Annotated in this window: 18 protein-coding genes, 1 tRNA gene and 1 other RNA gene; 14 read left to right on the forward strand and 6 right to left on the reverse strand. The window is 64.0% G+C overall.

The genetic code is table 11. From position 1 onward, the window contains the following. Position 1: 1 nt before the first annotated feature. Both SG26_RS09120 and SG26_RS09125 read right to left on the reverse strand, forming a co-directional pair. Positions 2-1,147, reverse strand: coding sequence for a signal peptidase I (locus SG26_RS09120; protein WP_014039248.1), 1,146 nt, complete (start codon positions 1,145-1,147; stop codon positions 2-4). Between the two features lie 175 nt (positions 1,148-1,322). After that, positions 1,323-1,736: a hypothetical protein gene (locus SG26_RS09125; protein WP_014039249.1), complete on the reverse strand. Its 414-nt coding sequence runs from the start codon at positions 1,734-1,736 to the stop codon at positions 1,323-1,325. A gap of 79 nt (positions 1,737-1,815) precedes the next feature. Here SG26_RS09125 and SG26_RS09130 point away from each other — a divergent pair, with 79 nt between their 5' ends. The 4 genes from SG26_RS09130 (at position 1,816) to SG26_RS09145 (ending at position 3,778) form a co-directional block, all read left to right on the forward strand. Continuing rightward, positions 1,816-2,124, forward strand: coding sequence for a hypothetical protein (locus tag SG26_RS09130; RefSeq protein WP_050037417.1), 309 nt, complete (start codon positions 1,816-1,818; stop codon positions 2,122-2,124). A gap of 111 nt (positions 2,125-2,235) precedes the next feature. Then, a complete protein-coding gene (locus SG26_RS09135; RefSeq protein WP_014039251.1) occupies positions 2,236-2,415 on the forward strand; it encodes a hypothetical protein in 180 nt (59 codons plus the stop codon). A 49-nt stretch (positions 2,416-2,464) separates the two neighbouring features. Next, a complete protein-coding gene (locus SG26_RS09140) occupies positions 2,465-2,797 on the forward strand; it encodes a hypothetical protein (protein ID WP_014039252.1) in 333 nt (110 codons plus the stop codon). Between the two features lie 111 nt (positions 2,798-2,908). Further along, entirely contained in the window at positions 2,909-3,778 is an 870-nt protein-coding gene (locus SG26_RS09145; protein WP_014039253.1) for a hypothetical protein, read from the forward strand. A gap of 38 nt (positions 3,779-3,816) precedes the next feature. Here the strand turns inward: SG26_RS09145 and SG26_RS09150 are convergent, their stop codons facing one another. The 4 genes from SG26_RS09150 to SG26_RS21590 form a co-directional block, all read right to left on the reverse strand. After that, a complete protein-coding gene (locus SG26_RS09150) occupies positions 3,817-4,044 on the reverse strand; it encodes a hypothetical protein (protein WP_023843081.1) in 228 nt (75 codons plus the stop codon). Between the two features lie 198 nt (positions 4,045-4,242). Beyond that, positions 4,243-4,316 (reverse strand) — tRNA-Lys (locus SG26_RS09155). Positions 4,317-4,350: 34 nt separating this feature from the next. Next, positions 4,351-5,028 (reverse strand): hypothetical protein, encoded by a 678-nt coding sequence (locus tag SG26_RS09160; RefSeq protein ID WP_050037418.1) that lies wholly within the window; start codon positions 5,026-5,028, stop codon positions 4,351-4,353. 128 nt (positions 5,029-5,156) lie between these two features. Then, positions 5,157-5,303 (reverse strand): hypothetical protein, encoded by a 147-nt coding sequence (locus SG26_RS21590; RefSeq protein WP_175055152.1) that lies wholly within the window; start codon positions 5,301-5,303, stop codon positions 5,157-5,159. Between the two features lie 271 nt (positions 5,304-5,574). Here SG26_RS21590 and SG26_RS09165 point away from each other — a divergent pair, with 271 nt between their 5' ends. The 10 genes from SG26_RS09165 (at position 5,575) to SG26_RS09205 (ending at position 16,078) form a co-directional block, all read left to right on the forward strand. Further along, positions 5,575-5,916, forward strand: coding sequence for a hypothetical protein (locus tag SG26_RS09165; RefSeq protein WP_050037419.1), 342 nt, complete (start codon positions 5,575-5,577; stop codon positions 5,914-5,916). A gap of 92 nt (positions 5,917-6,008) precedes the next feature. After that, positions 6,009-7,772 carry a nitrite/sulfite reductase gene (locus SG26_RS09170; RefSeq protein ID WP_050037420.1) on the forward strand — a complete coding sequence of 588 codons (1,764 nt, stop codon included), beginning with the start codon at positions 6,009-6,011 and terminating at the stop codon, positions 7,770-7,772. Positions 7,773-8,099: 327 nt separating this feature from the next. Further along, positions 8,100-8,574, forward strand: an RNA gene (gene rnpB, locus SG26_RS17040) — RNase P RNA component. 61 nt (positions 8,575-8,635) lie between these two features. Next, positions 8,636-9,247, forward strand: a complete 612-nt coding sequence (locus tag SG26_RS09175) for a hypothetical protein (RefSeq protein ID WP_014039258.1) — start codon at positions 8,636-8,638, stop codon at positions 9,245-9,247. Positions 9,248-9,296: 49 nt separating this feature from the next. Beyond that, a complete protein-coding gene (gene uvrB, locus SG26_RS09180; RefSeq protein ID WP_050037421.1) occupies positions 9,297-11,357 on the forward strand; it encodes an excinuclease ABC subunit UvrB in 2,061 nt (686 codons plus the stop codon). A gap of 177 nt (positions 11,358-11,534) precedes the next feature. Continuing rightward, complete coding sequence (gene cbiT / locus SG26_RS09185) at positions 11,535-12,140, forward strand: precorrin-6Y C5,15-methyltransferase (decarboxylating) subunit CbiT (RefSeq protein ID WP_050037422.1); 606 nt, start codon at positions 11,535-11,537, stop codon at positions 12,138-12,140. Then, on the forward strand, positions 12,137-12,934 hold the full coding sequence (locus tag SG26_RS09190; RefSeq protein WP_050037423.1) for a cobalt-factor II C(20)-methyltransferase: 798 nt from the start codon (positions 12,137-12,139) through the stop codon (positions 12,932-12,934). Before cbiT ends, SG26_RS09190 begins: the two co-directional genes overlap by 4 nt. Continuing rightward, positions 12,927-13,820, forward strand: a complete 894-nt coding sequence (locus tag SG26_RS09195; RefSeq protein ID WP_050037424.1) for a cobalt-precorrin-4/precorrin-4 C(11)-methyltransferase — start codon at positions 12,927-12,929, stop codon at positions 13,818-13,820. Before SG26_RS09190 ends, SG26_RS09195 begins: the two co-directional genes overlap by 8 nt. Positions 13,821-14,183: 363 nt before the next feature. Next, positions 14,184-15,155 (forward strand): cobalt-precorrin 5A hydrolase, encoded by a 972-nt coding sequence (gene cbiG, locus SG26_RS09200; protein WP_014039263.1) that lies wholly within the window; start codon positions 14,184-14,186, stop codon positions 15,153-15,155. A 158-nt stretch (positions 15,156-15,313) separates the two neighbouring features. Continuing rightward, positions 15,314-16,078 carry an SDR family oxidoreductase gene (locus SG26_RS09205; protein ID WP_050037425.1) on the forward strand — a complete coding sequence of 255 codons (765 nt, stop codon included), beginning with the start codon at positions 15,314-15,316 and terminating at the stop codon, positions 16,076-16,078. Positions 16,079-16,258: the final 180 nt, after the last annotated feature.

A 16,258-nucleotide genomic window follows, 5' to 3' on the forward strand; every position in this document is an offset into this window, starting at 1 on the left:
ATCATTCACGCCCAAGCAGGCGGCGTACCTGTCGCTTCAGCGGGACCGACCGGTCTCGGCTCCGCTCGCGCGTTGTTCCGAACCCGAAGGTCGCCCCAACTGCCGCTGTGAGGCTTCCTAACACCAGGAGATTGAACGCCCCGATTGCCACCAGCGGGTGGACTCGGTGCAGTCCCGCGATGACGCCCGGCGGTGCTAGCAGGAAGTATCGATGCTCTTCGACGGTCACGACCGCCTGTTCGCCCGGTGGTGGGGCGGGCACCGACAGCGTTGCCGTCGCGGACCCGCCGCGCTGGACGACAAGCCGGTTACGGTCCATCGCCGCGTCCGGGTGCGATGATTCGAGGATAATGAGCATCGTTACCAGTCCGCCGTTTTCGGCAGTGAACTCGCTTTCGACGGTCTCCCCGGGCGTGACATCCTCGCTAGTGCTGTCGATGGTGACGCTGTGAGTGCCGCTCGGAGCGACCATCGCCGCGTTGGCTGGGACGAGAATCAACACTGCCAGTGCGAGTATAACCGTCCAGCCATTGATGGCGTCCCCGTCGCGCGAACGAGTCCGTTCTCTGGTCCGCTCCTCGCTGGCCCGGAAGCTGTCGACGAAGACGAGCAGAAACAGTCCGAGCCCGATAGAGATGAACAGTCCACTGAGTCCCTGTCCGCTCGTCAGGTCGCTGTTGCCCGGCCCGCCAATCAATACCAAGCCGCTTTCTGCCGCCGTTCGAGCGGAGCTGATGGCGGTGCCGAGACCGGGGAGCCGGACGACCTGTCCGTTGATCTGGAGTGCTGTCGCGACGACTCGGTCGTCCGTGACAACCGGCTCACCTCCGCTCTGGTCTCTGAAGGGGTTGTTGTCCCCTTTCGTGATGTAGCCGCCGTCGGTCTCCGCGACGACCCGGTGTGTCGTCAGTCCGCCGCCCTGTAGCTCGACCGCTTCGAACACGATGACGTCCCCCGGCTCAATCTCGCCAGCGACGGGTGCAGGAACGGCGACGAACGCGTCGCCCGTGTTCAGCGTCGGCGACATACTCCCTGAGGTCACGTACCCCAGCAGGATCGGCTGCCCGAGGAGTTGCCCGATAACGAGGGAGAGAACGACGAGGACAGCAAGCAGGGTGAACGCGTCCTCGACGGCCTGCCGCAGCATACCTGCAGTAGCCGGTCACAGGTTTTCAACCCTCCGAACAGCGGAGCAGTCGACGCAGTCGCTCATTATCCGAAGCGTACGAAATCGGCGCATGTGGTCTCTGCGCGCGACGCACTGTCGTATGGCGACCGCGTGGCAGGCCAGTTCTGGTCGACCATATCACTGACCGTCTCGATCACTCTGTTTCGACAGGGATCGTGTGGACCTGCCGGAGCGGCGCGATGTGTGCTTTCGCCGCCTCGTCCAGTGGAAAGGTCCCGTGGATGTCGGCCGGGACCTGGCCGTGGACGACACGCCCGAACGGCGCGGCGGCGGTGGGATACACCTGCTCGGCCAACCGGGCGACAGGGGCCGCGACATCGAGGCCTTCCAGCGCTTCCTTCACAGCCGCTTCGCCGACGTGAACGGACTCGCCTTCAATCAGGATGAACGCAAACGGCAGGTCGTCGAACTGTGCCTGGAGAAACGCCTGAATCGCGTCGGACTCCCAGGGGACCGGCGTAATGTCCGTGGCACAGCGGGTTACCGTCTCGGCAGCGCGCCGGAACAGGTCGGTACTGCCGTCGTAGACGAGAAGCGACTGAGTCACACCCCATGTACGGGTTTGGGCCGTTTGAACGTTGTGTAGTGTCACAACGGCTTATGCTTCTGTCCCTCTACGTTTCTGTATGGACGCACGGGACGAACCGATGACCAGACTCGCCCGGCGACTCGAAACAGTACTGGAGAGCGCGCTTGCCGATAGCGTGTCGTGGACGGTCACTACTGACGGCCCAGTCGTCGCTCGACTGCCCGACCGCGAGTTCGCGTTCGAGCGGAACGATAGCCCGGATGGGTACCGGTGGACAGTCGTGTTACGCGCGGACGGGGCGGTCGTGAGCAAGTTCGGACCGTTCGAGACGGTCGACGGCGTCGTCGAGCAGGTCGAATCGCTCGTTCACTCAGAGGTTCGGTACACGGTTTGCTGTAACGGCTAACTGTCCCAGCGCCAGCACTACCCATCACGCGAATTCAGCGGCCGCGTTTCGGTCAGCGACACGTCGCTCGTGGGTAATCTCTATACGAACCCCGCACCAACGGATAGGTGTATGAGTTTGCTCAAGAGCAAGCACCTCCTCAACGGGATCGTCTCACTGGTCGTCAGCGTCGGTATCACTGTCTGGCTGGCCGACGACGAGGACGCGCCGTGGAGCCTGACTGACATGGCCATGGCCGTCGCTATTTCGTCGTTCCTGTCCGGCTTTTTCACCAGCTACTTCGCCGACTAACCGGGGAAAACGGGGGAACACCGATGCCGTTCCGGCCCGTCCGACTGGTATGGACAAACCAGAACCCGTCGACGACTGGCCCCACCGCCCATTCTCGCCGACGGAAGCCAGTGCCTTGCTGGAAGACATCGATGGCGCTGTCGCGGTCTGGGTGATGCACCACGACAACGACGTTCGGTCGGCCGTCGTTCTCGATGACGCCCCCGAGGACGCAGTCATCGACATTGTCGTCGAGACCGAGGCTGCCTTCGAAATGTACAGTTACACGAGCGGCGTGTGGATGGACTACGGTACGCAGCGGAAAGACGATCCGGATGCCCCGTCGATGGCAGGGACGCTCGACAGCTACGACGTTCTCGCTGGCGAGTCCGATATAGCCTGATCGATGCGATACATCGACACCGCCGTTACTGGGGCGAGACGCCCCTACCACCCGTCTATCAAGACACTCGAAAAGTAATCATTAAACGGCGCGGCGACTGACCCTCCTGATATGCAACGACGAGCCGCGGCGGCGTACTTCGCGTTCTTCCTCGTTATCAGTGTTGCTGCGTACGCCTACATCGGCGTCGCGGAGAGTCAGCGGCCGGCGGTGTCGCTCGACGCTGACGCCGAACTGACCAACGAGAGTACGTTCACTGTCGACGGAACGGAATACACAGCCACGAACATCCACATGTCCGGCGGCGGCGGTGGCGGCCACGGCGGCGGTGGCGGTGGCAGCATGGCAGCTGACCTCTCTTGGACGAACGAATCGTCACGGTATACCGCGACGCTAGAGCACAACGCCACGACGACCTACCAGAACGATACCTACCGCGTGCACACTGACAGCAACGAGAGTACGGTGACCCTCGAAGAAGAACTCAACGTCAGTGCGCTCCTCGCCGAGGACACCTCGGTCAAGAACACGCTGGCGACCCAGAACGGGACCGAGTACGTAGTCTACCGGTCGAACAACACGCAAGTCCCGCTGAGTGAATGGCTCCCAGAGCCGGAGACGGTGTCGTTCACCACCGGCGATACCTACCCGCACGCGACCGATAGCGGCACCCAGGAGACCACGATCTCCGAAGTGACCGACGACGGCGCGACCCTCGAATGGTTCGCACCGCGCGAGAACACAATCGAACTTTCGGAGGGTGGGAACGTCACGCTGAACGAGCAGCAGTTCTTCACGCACTTCCCAGACCATAGCACCGTCCAGATCGTCCCGATTCAGCAGTACGACCAGTACCAGACGACGCTCGACCAGCAGGACTACTTCCACGAGCGCAAGAACGGCATCTGGGGCGTCTCGATACTCTCGGGCATCGCTGCCGTGCTGATGCTAGGGATGGCGTATATGCCCGTCCGCGGATAACAAGACGTCTGTTTTCGGCTCTGTTCTCGGCGACTGACTTACGCGTCGGCTGCCCAGCTGATGTACGCCAGTCCGACACCGATCAACCCCATCACGACCGCTGCCGCCAGTTGTATAATTACCGCGCCCATCGACGCGTACGTCTGCCACGGCGTGCTGGCAATCGCAGCGAGCGTGGCGACGACGAGCAGTACGCCCACAGTCACGCCCAACGGGCGCAGCGGTTGCGCGAGTGCGCGCTGAATTGTACCGGTATTTCCGTCCATACTGGTGCCATCCGCCGTCTCGGTGGTAAATGAACCGGTCTCGAACTCTGTCCTGTCGCGCTGCTTCTTGTACACAGAACAGCGGGCCGGGCAGGAGTTGAACCACCTGCACTTCGCTCACTACGTTCGCTCGTGCCGTAGTTCAACTCCTTCCTGCCGGTTCACTCACCGACTCGCGGTGCTTGTCGGTTCGTTGCACGGGCCGGGAGGGAGTTGAACCCCCGACCATCTGGTTAAAAGCCAGACGCTCTGCCTAACTGAGCTACCGGCCCTCGCTATTCGCTCGGGGGAGCGGCGATTAAGACCTTACGGTCCGTCGTCGAAGTACGATTCGATAGCCTCGCTGATGACTTCTCCGGGGGAGGCCCCATCGAGTGCGGCCTGCCGGCGGAGTCGACAGTAGGCGTCGCGGCCGAGTTGTGTCCGCAACTCGCCCAGCGCGTACCCGTTTCTGGCGAGCGCCGCGTCCACGGACGCGCCGTCGTTGACACTGCTGGCAACGGACCGGATCTGGCGGACGGTGAGGTCGTGGTCGAGGGCGGCCCACGCCAGCAGGAGGCGGGACTCGCCGGAGACTCTGGCGATGTGTTTGGCCGCCGTCGGCGCAATTTCTCCCTTGGCGACGTGAATACGGACGGACCGCGGGAGGTCGTGCACGCGGGACCACTTCCGGATGAACGAGACCGAGGCTTCGCCACCGGCCCGTTCGGCAGCGGCCTTGTAGGACCCCTCACCACGGACCAGGGCTGCACACGCGGCCGCGCCGCGCAGAATGAACACGTTGTCGTCGGCGCCGGCGGTGTTCTCGGAGAACTTCTCGACCGTTCTGGCGGCGAGCTCGAGGCTCTCGGGGTCGTCGGGATCGAACTCGATGGCCTCCTCGGGCCGCTGGCCAGTGAGTGCCGGGTCCCCGCGGATGACCGGTTTACCGACCGGTGATTCACGGTCGGTCGATGGAACGTAATTGTCGGGCCCCTCAGGCATCGATACGTGCTTGGGGAGCACCGCACAAAAGTATCCCGTACAGGGGTGTCATACAGGCTATTGTAAGTCATTCCGGGATTTTGCCGACCCGGGCCGGCGCAATTAATACGCAGTCACAACAGTCTGTATCAGTCGTCAGAGGCGCTCTCGCGCTCTTCGCTCATGTGCTCCCAGATTTCTGTGCAACCGCAGCCATCCTCGACGTTGTCGAGGTGGTCTGTGGTCGGCTCTTCGCGTTCGGCGCCGTCGTCGTGGGTCTGTTGTGCGTTCGTCATCGTTTCTGTCACAGCAGCGACCTGCGTGGCCGCCGCGTGGTGTCGTACTCCTTCGTAACGCCCCCACTATCTTAAACACGGACTCTCCTGTAAGCTTGGCCCGCACTGCGACTTACAGGCAACATATGTTTGTATCTCGTACAGATCCCACCAAATAGTGGGTCATTATGTTCTGATACACTCACCGCATGACTGCGGTGGATTCGACCCGATCCGGTGATACTTGTGACCGCCGATGCTCTCAGGTATCTCTGGAATCTAATGATATGTAATGACGACCGACGTTCACCAGCTCGACGACGGGGCCTGGATTTCCGTCAACGACTCGCGGGAAGTGAACGTCTCGGACCTGTGGTTGTTGGCTCGAAGCGACTTCTGTGGGTGTGAGACGACGGATTTCCTCGCCGAGGGGTTCGTAAAAGTGGGCGTGGATTACCCGGATATTCAGGCGCGAATAGCCGGTCAGTGTATCGCCTGCGGTGAAAGCGGTGTTACCGACTGGCTGACGGTCGGCCGCGTCGTAGACCCCGATTCCGGCGAATTCTACGGTGTCGTCCACGAGAGCGTCCATTTTCCGGAGAAGCGAAACCGGCTTGCCCGTCCCGATGAATAGGCAACAATTTCTTGTTTCGGGGAGTGGTGGCGACGGTTGACGGCAAAGTGTGTTGTATAAGTCTGTGAGACTTGTGGAAGAACACATTAGCTATGCCCAGTAAAGTCGAGAAATGGAAGGACGAGGTCTACGGTAACGAGATTCGAGAGCATCTGATGGAGTTCGCAGAGAAGGGCTGGGACGCCATTCCGGAAGACGAGCACGACGCCTGGTTCGAGCGCTTCAAATGGTGGGGGCTGTACCACCAGCGTTCCGGCCAGGAGTCGTATTTCATGATGCGCATCGGGACGCCAAACGGCGTCATCAAGCCCGGCCAGCTCGAAGTCATCGGCGAAGTCGCGAAGGAGTACGCGACCGGCCCCGTCGATAACCCCGAGTTCGGCGAGGCCTACTGTGACTGGACGACCCGCCAGAGCATCCAGCTCCACTGGATCAAACTGGAGGACATCCCGGAGATCTTCGAGAAGCTCGAAGCCGTCGGTTTGGGCACCCAGCAGGCCTGCGGTGACTCCTGGCGGAACATCGTCGGCTGTCCCGTCGCCGGCAAGGACAAACACGAGCACGTCGACGCCTGGCCCGTCGCCGAGGACCTCCACGAGACGTTCAAGGGCAACGACGACTACTCGAACCTCCCGCGCAAGTGGAAGGTCGCCATCGCCGGCTGTGACGAAGGCTGTGGCCAGGGCGACATCAACGACCTCGCCTTCGAGCCCGCCGAGAAGGACGGCGAACTCGGCTTCAACGTCCGTATCGGCGGGGGCCTCTCCCGCAAGGAACCGCGCCTCGCCCGCGATATCGACGTGTGGGTGCCGCCGGAGCAGGCCGCCGACGTGGCCCACGGCATGTCCGCGCTCTTCCGCGACCACGGCGACCGCGAGGACCGCTTCAACGCCCGCATCAAGTTCCTCATGGACGAGTGGGGGCCGGAAAAGATGCGCTCGGTCCTCCAGGACGACTACGTCGACTTCGAACTGTCGACCGCCGGCGAGGACATGCGCGACCAGTACAGCTACAACACCGGGTCCCAGGACGGGCACAACGACCACGTCGGGATTCACGAACAGAAGGACGGCAACTACTACGTCGGCCTGAACGTCCTGGTCGGCCGCATGGGCGCCGACGACGTGCTCGAACTCGCCGAACTCGCCGACGAGTACGGCTCCGGCGAGGTCCGACTGACCCAGCGGCAGAACATCATCGTCACCGACGTGCCCGAGGAGAACCTCGACGAGTTCACCAGCGAACCCCTCCTTGAGAACTACTCCCCGGACCCGTCGCCGTTCATGCGCGGTTCTATCGCCTGCACGGGCACGGAGTACTGCTCGCTCTCTATCGTCGAGACGAAGAACCGCCAGGTCCGCTACGCCCGCTGGCTCAAGGACAACGTCGAACTGCCGGAGGACCACAAGGACTTCCACATCCACCTCTCTGGCTGTACGGCCTCCTGTGCCCAGCCTCAGATCGCCGACGTGTCCCTGCGCGGCATGAAGACCCGCAAGGACGGCGAACCGGTCGAGGCGCTCGACATCGGTCTCGGCGGCGGCCTCGGCGACGACCCGCGCTTCGCCGACTGGGTGGAGATGCGCGTCCCGGCCGACGAAGTCCCCGGCGCGATCAAGAACCTCGTCAACAACTTCGAGGACGCTCGCGAGGGCGGCGAGACCTTCCGTGACTTCGTCGAGGATCGCGACGAGGAGACGCTGGCCGAGATGGTCGAGCCCGAGGAGACGGACTACCACGACCCGTACATGCACAACACGAAGATGACGTGGTACCCCTACGCAGAGGACGACGACATGCAGTCCTCGCCTGCGCCGACCGATGGTGCCGGCGAGCCGCTCCCCTCTGACGACTAAGTCACACTGCTGGGCATTCGCGTCTCGACTGTTGTCGAATTGCGCTGTGACCCGCCTTTCTCACACAGTTTCTCCCGACGCTGTGGCCGGGAGCGCGCTCTGTCGCGCGACCCGGGGGAGGGCAGGTCTGCCTGAGGATGAGACACAATTTAAGTCACCGTGAACATACCGCGAGCGAAGCGAGCGGTTTCCCCGGACTCGCCGCGGTGTGGCGAGTCCGGCCTTTTTCGTCGACGTTTTTCAAGGAGTGGTTCGCGCTTCGCGCGAACCCGACGCAGAAAAAGGTCGTTGGTAAGCCTTATTCGCGGCACTGGCGTAGCAGTAAGTGGCAGCGGGAGGCCGGCTCCCGTGGCGCAAGCCATGAGGAAAGTCCCCCCACCTGTCGGACAGGTGACCGGGCGCAAGCCCGGGGCGGGAGACCGTCGGCTCTGGAACAGCAACGACACGTCGTTGCCGGACCGATGAGGTGTGCGAATCCCGAGCGAGGCTGGTCGTGCCCCACCAGACGGTGTGGCACGCGGCCAAAGCGAGGGAGAGTTAACCCACCGAGGGCAGTCGCGACCCGGTGACTCCGGGGCGCGCAGTTGTGGACCACATCCGTGCTCCACCCGTGGGCCGCAGACGCCCCACGCATTCCGTGGGCCGCAAACGCCCCACGCTTCCGGCGACGGACCGATGGAACGGCGAAACCTCACCGGTGCAAGGCCGCGTCGACAGGTAGTCCGACGCCGCGCGCAAGCGCTGGACGTGGCCGCTCAGCCGAATGCTGGCCCGAACAGAAGGGGGCTTACTCCCCGCAGCCATACGAGCCTTCGAGCGGCGGGTCCGATGGTTACAAGCCCGCGCCGGCCACAGGCCAGAGTATGACCGCAGCCGACCTTATCGACGCAGTTCGTGACGACCAGCAGACGGAACTCTCCCGACTGGGCTCCTCGAAGACGCTCTATGCTGACACCCGCGGCGAGATGGAACCGGACGTAGTGCTTTCGGCGGCCGCCGCCCGCGAGCAGGCAGCTCACGACACGTTCGACGCCTGGAGCGACGACGGCCACGACGACGCGGCGGTGCTGTTCGCCGATGCGGCGGGCGAGACGGCTGAGCGCCGCGATAGCATCGACGCCGATCCGGTCGACCGGACGCCGGCAATGCACGGCGTGCTCGCTGACCTCGATGGGACCGTCGAACGCCTCGGCGGCTTCGTCGGCTGGTCGCTCGTCGACAAGAAGGTCAAAGAGCAGTACACCGGCTTCTTCACCGGCCAAGCGGACCCACAGACGGCGAGTACGTTCCGCAGCGCCGGCAGCGACGTGGTGGACCTCCGCGACGAGGCCGCCGAACTGCTCGATGCGGTGTGTGAGAGCGACGACGACTGGGACGCCGCGGAGGCTGCTGCTATCGATGTCATCTCGACGGCTTACGACGAATACTTCGAGACGCTCGAAGATCTCGGCGTGAACCCGAAGCCGGTCTGCTAACGCTTCACGAACCACGCGGCTCAAGTCCGTCCAGCCCGATGTGTGGGTAATGAGCGACACCGGCGGACCACTCTCTATCGACCGACCAGATGTCGACCGCGAGTTCCGTGTCGACGCCCCGTTCGAGCCGGCGGGCGACCAGCCCGAGGCTATCGAAGGGCTCGCGTCGGGCTATCGCCAGGGGATGGACCGGCAGACCCTGCTCGGTGTGACTGGCTCCGGGAAGACAAACACCGTTTCCTGGGTCGTCGAGGAGATTCAGCAACCGACCCTCGTTATCGCCCACAACAAGACCCTCGCGGCCCAGCTGTACGAGGAGTTCCGCGAGCTGTTCCCGGATAACGCCGTCGAGTACTTCGTCTCCTACTACGACTACTACCAGCCCGAGGCCTACGTCGAGCAGACGGACACCTTCATCGACAAGGACGCCTCCATCAACGACGAGATCGACCGGCTGCGCCACTCCGCGACGCGCTCACTGCTCACCCGGGACGACGTCATCGTCGTCGCGTCGGTGTCGGCCATCTACGGCCTCGGTGACCCGCGAAACTACATCGACATGTCCCTCTCGCTCGAGGTGGGCCAGGAGATCGAGCGCGACGACCTGCTCGGTCGGCTGGTCGACCTGAACTACGAGCGCAACGACGTGGACTTCACACAGGGGACCTTCCGCGTGCGCGGGGACACGCTGGAGATCTACCCGATGTATGCCCGCTACGCCCTCCGAGTGGAGTTCTGGGGCGACGAGATCGACCGGATGCTGAAGGTCGACCCGCTGGAGGGCGAGGTCAAAAGCGAGGAACCGGCCGCCCTGCTCCACCCGGCGGAACACTACTCGATTCCCGAACAGCGGCTCCAGCGGGCCATCGACGAAATCAAGGAACTGCTGGACCAGCGTATCAGCTACTTCGAGCGACAGGGCGACCACGTCGCCGCCCAGCGAATCGAGGAGCGGACCACGTTCGACATCGAGATGATGCAGGAGACGGGCTACTGTTCGGGTATCGAGAACTACTCGGTCCACCTCTCGGACCGCGAGACGGGTGAAGCCCCTTACACCCTGCTGGATTACTTCCCCGATGACTTCCTCACGGTCGTCGACGAGTCCCACCAGACGCTCCCCCAGATCCGCGGCCAGTTCGAGGGCGACAAGAGCCGCAAGGAGAGCCTCGTCGAGAACGGCTTCCGCCTGCCGACGGCCTTCGACAACCGCCCGCTCACTTTCGAGGAGTTCGAGGAGAAGACCGACCAGACGCTGTACGTGAGCGCGACGCCGGGTGACTACGAGCGCGAACACAGCGACCAGGTGGTCGAGCAGATCGTCCGACCGACCCACCTCGTGGACCCGGCCGTCGAGATCGCGTCGGCGACGGGCCAGGTTGAGGACCTGTTGGAGCGCATCGACGAACGTGTCGAGCGCGACGAACGGGTGCTCGTCACGACGCTGACCAAGCGGATGGCCGAGGACCTCACGGAGTACCTGGAGGAGTCCGGCGTGAACGTCGCCTATATGCACGACGAGACGGACACGCTGGAACGGCACGAACTCATCCGGTCGCTCCGGCTTGGCGACATCGACGTGCTGGTCGGCATCAATCTCCTCCGGGAGGGGCTGGACATCCCCGAGGTGTCGCTCGTTGCGATTCTGGACGCCGACCAGGAGGGGTTCCTCCGGTCGGAGACGACGCTGGTACAGACGATGGGCCGGGCCGCCCGGAACGTCAACGGCGAGGTCGTGCTGTACGCCGACGAGCGCAGCAACGCCATGCAGTCGGCCATCCAGGAGACCCAGCGCCGCCGGCGCATCCAGCAGCAGTACAACGAGGAACACGGCTTCGAGCCGACGACTATCGAGAAGGAAGTCGGCGAAACGAACCTGCCGGGGAGCAAGACCGACACCGGCGGCATTTCCAGCGACGGCGCGAGCGACGCCGACGAGGCCGCCCGCCAGATAGAGCAACTGGAAGAACGGATGCAGGAGGCCGCGGACAACCTGGAGTTCGAACTGGCCGCGGACATCAGAGACCGCATCCGCGAACTGCGCGAGGAGTTCGATCTGGACGGCGGCGACGACAGCGACGGCGTGCCGGCACCCGGTCCGGAGTTCTGACCCGGAATCTAGACTCTGGTCTGACCCGGGTTCTGGGCACCGCTCTGATACTGCCCGCTCGCGCTGCTGTCAATCGGCCCGCTGACTCGCCCCTGTCCGGCACCGATGCCGCTGTCATCTCGACTTGGATTAATACAACCAAAATTGTTTTACGCGCTACTGCAGTTGTATAGCGTGATGTCCCGCGTCTCGCTCCCACACGATGCGAAGGCCGGTCCCACCAAGCCGGAGGTCCGGGCCGTTCTCGCTAGCAAACTCGCTCTCACCGGGTCCGACCACTTCGCGGAGGTCGGTTCCTGTACCGGCGCCGTCACCATCACGGCGGCGCGCCGGGCCGGGCGGGTCACTGCGCTCGAACGCAAGGGGAACCGACTCGACGTGACTCGCAAGAACCTCGCCGCTAACGACGTCGACGCCGATGTCGAACTGCGTGAGGCCGAGGCCCCGGAGGGCTTGCCGGACGACGCCGACGCCCTCTTCCTCGGCGGGTCGCGCAACTACGAGGCCATCCTCGACCACGCGGTCGAGACCGGTGTCGACCGAATCGTGATGAACGTCTCGCGGCTCGAAGTCGCTGGCGCGGCGACGGAGGCCTTCCGCGAGCGCGACATTCTGGAGGAGGTCGTCCAGTTCCAGGTGAGCCACGGCTACGAACTCGCCGGCGCGACGAGTTTCAACTCGGAGAACCCGGTGTACATGCTCGTCGGCAGCGCCAGTGAGGACGTTGCTGCCGACGGCGGGTCGCCGGCCGAATCTGCGGCGCAGGACGGAGGCGACCGATGACGCTCTACGGCATCGGCCTCGGTCCCGGCCAGCCCGACCTGGTGACCGTCCGCGGGAAGCGCGCCCTCGAATCCGCCGACGTGGTGTACTCGCCGGGGCGGCTCTCGCGCTCGGTCGCGACCGAACACGTCCCCGAGGAGCGCATCGGCGACCTCGACTTCCCGATGACACGCGACGAGGAGAAACTCCGGGCGGCTTGGAAGGACGCCGCCGCCGAAATCGCGCCGACGGCCCGCGACGGCGACGCCGCTTTCGTCACGCTCGGGGACCCGAACGTCTACTCGACCTTTGGCCATCTCCGGCGGACGCTGGCGGCGTTCCACCCCGAGGTCGACCTCGAAGTGGTACCCGGCGTCAGCGCCATGTCGGCGTTCGCGACGGCGCTCGGCGTCGAAATCACCGCGGGGTCAAGCTTAGCGCTGCGTGAGGCCGACCGCGGCGCGTCGCCGACCGGCCCCGATCGGATGATCCTGTTCAAGGTGACCGACGCGCCGGCGACCCACGAGGGGCTGGTCGAGGCCGGCTACGACGTTGTGTACGGCCGCCGGCTGTTCATGGAACAGGGCGAGACAGTTGTCACGGACGACCCAAGCGAAATCGACGAGCGAGACTACTACACGCTGGCCTACGCCGAGAAGCCCGAGACCCGCGTCGAGCAGGCGACCGACGCCTTCCTCGAAGCGGCCGACGAGAGCGGCGTCGTGACCGACGGCGGCGAAAACGGGTCTGGGGCGGTAGTGCGACAGGAGCGCTCCGAAGCCGCCCTCTGTGGCGACGAGGTGAAGCATGACTGAGGACGCTACCGAGGCCGGCGAGACGGATCCACAGACTGCTATCGACTCTGTCGCCGGCAACCGAGACGACCGCGTCTACGAGCACAACGCCGGCGACGAGCAGGAGGGCATCCCATTCGTCGGGGCCGGCCCGGGCAACCCCCGGCTGCTGACCGTCGCCGGCCGCGAACTGCTGGCCGACGCCGACCTCGTGGTCCACGCCGGCTCGCTCGTCAACAGCGAACTGCTGGAGGAGTACTGCGACGACGCCGAGACGGTCTCCTCTATCGGCAAGGACTTGGAGGAGCTGATTCCGCTGATGCGCGACGCCTACGAGGCCGGCGACACCGTCGTCCGGCTCCACAGCGGCGACCCCGCGATTTATGGAGCCGCGCTGGAGCAGATGGACGCGCTCGAACACGAGGGGGTCCCGACCTACATCGTTCCCGGCGTCACCTCGGCGTTCGCCGCCAGCGCGACGATGCGCACGCAGTTGACGCTGAACGAGGTCGCCAACCACGTCGCCTTCACCCGCCCGCAGGGCAAGACACTGGACGAGGACGAGGATCACATCTCCGAGTTCGTCGGCATGGGCGACGTGACGACCTGTATCTATCTGGGAACCCACGCCGTCAGCGAGACGATGGACCGTCTGCTCGAAGACGGCCACGACCCAGAGACGCCTGTTGCGGCGATTTATCACGCTTCCTGGCCCGACGAGGACGTCATCGAAGGCACGATTGCGACCATTGGCGAGAAACTGGAAGACGCGGGGTATCGCGCCTCCGCGATGGTCGTGATTGGGGACGCTGTTGGTGGTGAGGACTACGAGCGCTCCTTCCTCTATGGCGACTGGGCGAACCGTGGAAGTGACTCGACTGACGGAACGCAGGAAGCCGACGACTAGGATGACTCGTCAAATTGGTCAAGCACAATTCGAAAGCCCCCGGTCGCTCCGGTCGAGGGCCTCGCTGTGCGCGCTCGCTTCGCTCGCGTGCTTGCTTCGGCCGTCTTTCCGGAGCGACCGGCCCCTTTCAGTCCACCCGACAGCACCGCGCTGCACCGCGAGCCACACGCCTCCCCAACCGACTCACTCCCGACTGTCGTCGGCCGTTCGTCCCTCGCACAGCATCGGCGCGCCATCCGAGCGCGCCAGCGCGCGCCGACAGCAGTTTCGCGTCACCTCGCAGTCGAGTATTGACTCACAGACATCACCCACGCGGCTGCCCGGCCGGTCGCCTGGGGCAGTTTCACCGGCCGGACCTAACTCATGAGCACTGACACAGACGACGACTCCGGTTCGCACGGTTGCAAAGCACCCGATTCAGACGGCGAAGTAGCCGAGAATATCGCTATCGTCGCGTTCGAGCGGAAGATGGACACCGCCGAGGACATCGTCGACGGCATCGGCGACCGCTACGAGTCCATCGACATCCTCGAATACCACGGCGACGTGTTCGAGGAACACTGGGGCGAGTACGACTGCTTTATCGGGCTGATGGCGAGTGGCATCGCGATGCGCAAGACGGCCCACTTGCTCGACGACAAGTGGGACGACCCCGCAATCTGTGTCGTCGACGAGGAGCTCACCTGGGCCATCCCCATCACCGGCGGCCACCACGGCGCGAATCAGGTCGCCGACGACCTTGCAAGCATGGGCGCGGTGCCGGCGATGACGACCGCGAGCGAGGCCGCCGACAAGCAGGGCGTCGAGAAGCAGGCCAAGGCGCTTGACGCCCACGTCGTCAACGGGGACTCGACGGTCGCGACGAACCTCGCCGTGCTGGACGACGAACTCGGCCCCATCGAGCGCCTCGACGGCCCGAAGGCCGTGTTGGTCGACGACGACGTGACGGTGCTCAAGCGCAACAAGGACGACGGCGTCGTGCTCGGGTGTGGCAGCGTCGCCGGCGCGGATGTCGAGCAGTTCCACGCGGCCTGGGAACAGGCGCTGGACGAGGCCGACCTCGACCGCGACGACGTGGAGTTCATCGCGACTGGCACCCGAAAAGCCGACGAGGAAGGCATGCTCGCCGCTGCTGAGGAGTGGGGGCTGGGTGTCATTGCCTTCGAGAAGGAGACGTTGGAGGAGTTCGAGGGACCGACCCCCTCGCGGTCGAAGGAACTCATCGGGTGGCCGGGCATCGCCGAGGCGTCGGCCATCGCCGCCGGTAGCGAGCACGATCTGCTGGCCGAGAAGACCCGCTATGACGAAGCTGTGACCGTCGCTATTGGGCGCTAATCTCGCTTTTTCTCAGGCATTGCGGTTTCAGTTCCGGTCTTCGGTCACCGAGCAGCTACTGAACCATCTCTGGCCGCGACTCCACAACTGTTCCGAGTTCTTGCCACTGTACAACTCTAAACTTATTTATTATGTGCGCTTGTGGTGACAAATGGCGCATGACAACACTACTCGAAGACAAGACGGCGGTCGTTACGGGCGGCGCGAGCGGGTTCGGCCGGGCCATCTGCCGACGGTACGCGGAGCACGGCGCAGACGTTATCATTGCGGACCGACAGCAGGACCCCCGCGAGGGCGGCAAACCGACCCACGAACTGGTCGAAGCCGAGACAGACCAAACAGCACACTTCGTCGAGTGCGACGTGACCAACCCCGACGACCTGGAGGTGGCTGTCACCGCGGCCGAGGAACTGGGTGGTATCGACATCATGGTCAACAACGCCGGCATCTCCGAGATAGCGGACTTCTACGAGACTACAGAGGAGGACTACGACCGGCTGATGGACGTGAACACGAAGGGGGTGTTTTTCGGCGCGCAGGTCGCGACGGAGGCGATGCGGGAGAACGGCGGTGGCACTGTCATCAATATGTCCAGCTCCGGCGGCATCCGCGGCACCGGCCTGCTGGTCAACTACTGCACTTCGAAGGGCGCAGTCCGACTGTTCACGTACGCGCTTGCGGATCGCCTGAGCAACTACGACATCCGGGTCAATGCCATCCATCCGGGCTACAGCAAGACCCAGATGTTCGAGGACGAGCGCATCGACGACACGACGAAAATGATGCTGAAGGAACTCATCCCCTCAGGTCGCTTCGGCGAACCCGAAGAGATCGCCGACGTGGCGACGTTCCTCGCCAGCGACATGGCCTCCTACGTCAACGGTGAGAGCGTTGTAGTCGACGGAGGACTGACGAACACCTGACCGAGAGGTACCGAACTGTTTGCGCTGCGATTCGTCGACGTGAGTACGGTTGCACAGCCACCGCTCTCGACTCTTCCCCGAGCTCGTATACAACCAAACTACCCCTTCCCAACACCTGCGCTTGGACTAGTACAAGCACAATTGTTTTATGCGAAAGCGGCGTTGTACTCACCATGCGCC

The sequence above is a fragment of the Haloarcula sp. CBA1115 genome, assembly GCF_000827835.1.
GTDB lineage: Archaea > Halobacteriota > Halobacteria > Halobacteriales > Haloarculaceae > Haloarcula > Haloarcula hispanica.

Excerpts from the sequence above, each read along its gene's own strand:
- SG26_RS09120 (WP_014039248.1), bottom strand. The coding sequence starts at position 1,147 with ATGCTGCGGCAGGCCGTCGAGGACGCGTTCACCCTGCTTGCTGTCCTC.
- SG26_RS09130 (WP_050037417.1), top strand. The coding sequence starts at position 1,816 with ATGGACGCACGGGACGAACCGATGACCAGACTCGCCCGGCGACTCGAA.
- SG26_RS09135 (WP_014039251.1), top strand. The coding sequence starts at position 2,236 with ATGAGTTTGCTCAAGAGCAAGCACCTCCTCAACGGGATCGTCTCACTG.
- SG26_RS09140 (WP_014039252.1), top strand. The coding sequence starts at position 2,465 with ATGGACAAACCAGAACCCGTCGACGACTGGCCCCACCGCCCATTCTCG.
- SG26_RS09145 (WP_014039253.1), top strand. The coding sequence starts at position 2,909 with ATGCAACGACGAGCCGCGGCGGCGTACTTCGCGTTCTTCCTCGTTATC.
- SG26_RS09150 (WP_023843081.1), bottom strand. The coding sequence starts at position 4,044 with ATGGACGGAAATACCGGTACAATTCAGCGCGCACTCGCGCAACCGCTG.
- SG26_RS09160 (WP_050037418.1), bottom strand. The coding sequence starts at position 5,028 with ATGCCTGAGGGGCCCGACAATTACGTTCCATCGACCGACCGTGAATCA.
- SG26_RS21590 (WP_175055152.1), bottom strand. The coding sequence starts at position 5,303 with ATGACGAACGCACAACAGACCCACGACGACGGCGCCGAACGCGAAGAG.
- SG26_RS09165 (WP_050037419.1), top strand. The coding sequence starts at position 5,575 with ATGACGACCGACGTTCACCAGCTCGACGACGGGGCCTGGATTTCCGTC.
- SG26_RS09170 (WP_050037420.1), top strand. The coding sequence starts at position 6,009 with ATGCCCAGTAAAGTCGAGAAATGGAAGGACGAGGTCTACGGTAACGAG.
- SG26_RS09175 (WP_014039258.1), top strand. The coding sequence starts at position 8,636 with ATGACCGCAGCCGACCTTATCGACGCAGTTCGTGACGACCAGCAGACG.
- uvrB (WP_050037421.1), top strand. The coding sequence starts at position 9,297 with ATGAGCGACACCGGCGGACCACTCTCTATCGACCGACCAGATGTCGAC.
- cbiT (WP_050037422.1), top strand. The coding sequence starts at position 11,535 with ATGTCCCGCGTCTCGCTCCCACACGATGCGAAGGCCGGTCCCACCAAG.
- SG26_RS09190 (WP_050037423.1), top strand. The coding sequence starts at position 12,137 with ATGACGCTCTACGGCATCGGCCTCGGTCCCGGCCAGCCCGACCTGGTG.
- SG26_RS09195 (WP_050037424.1), top strand. The coding sequence starts at position 12,927 with ATGACTGAGGACGCTACCGAGGCCGGCGAGACGGATCCACAGACTGCT.
- cbiG (WP_014039263.1), top strand. The coding sequence starts at position 14,184 with ATGAGCACTGACACAGACGACGACTCCGGTTCGCACGGTTGCAAAGCA.
- SG26_RS09205 (WP_050037425.1), top strand. The coding sequence starts at position 15,314 with ATGACAACACTACTCGAAGACAAGACGGCGGTCGTTACGGGCGGCGCG.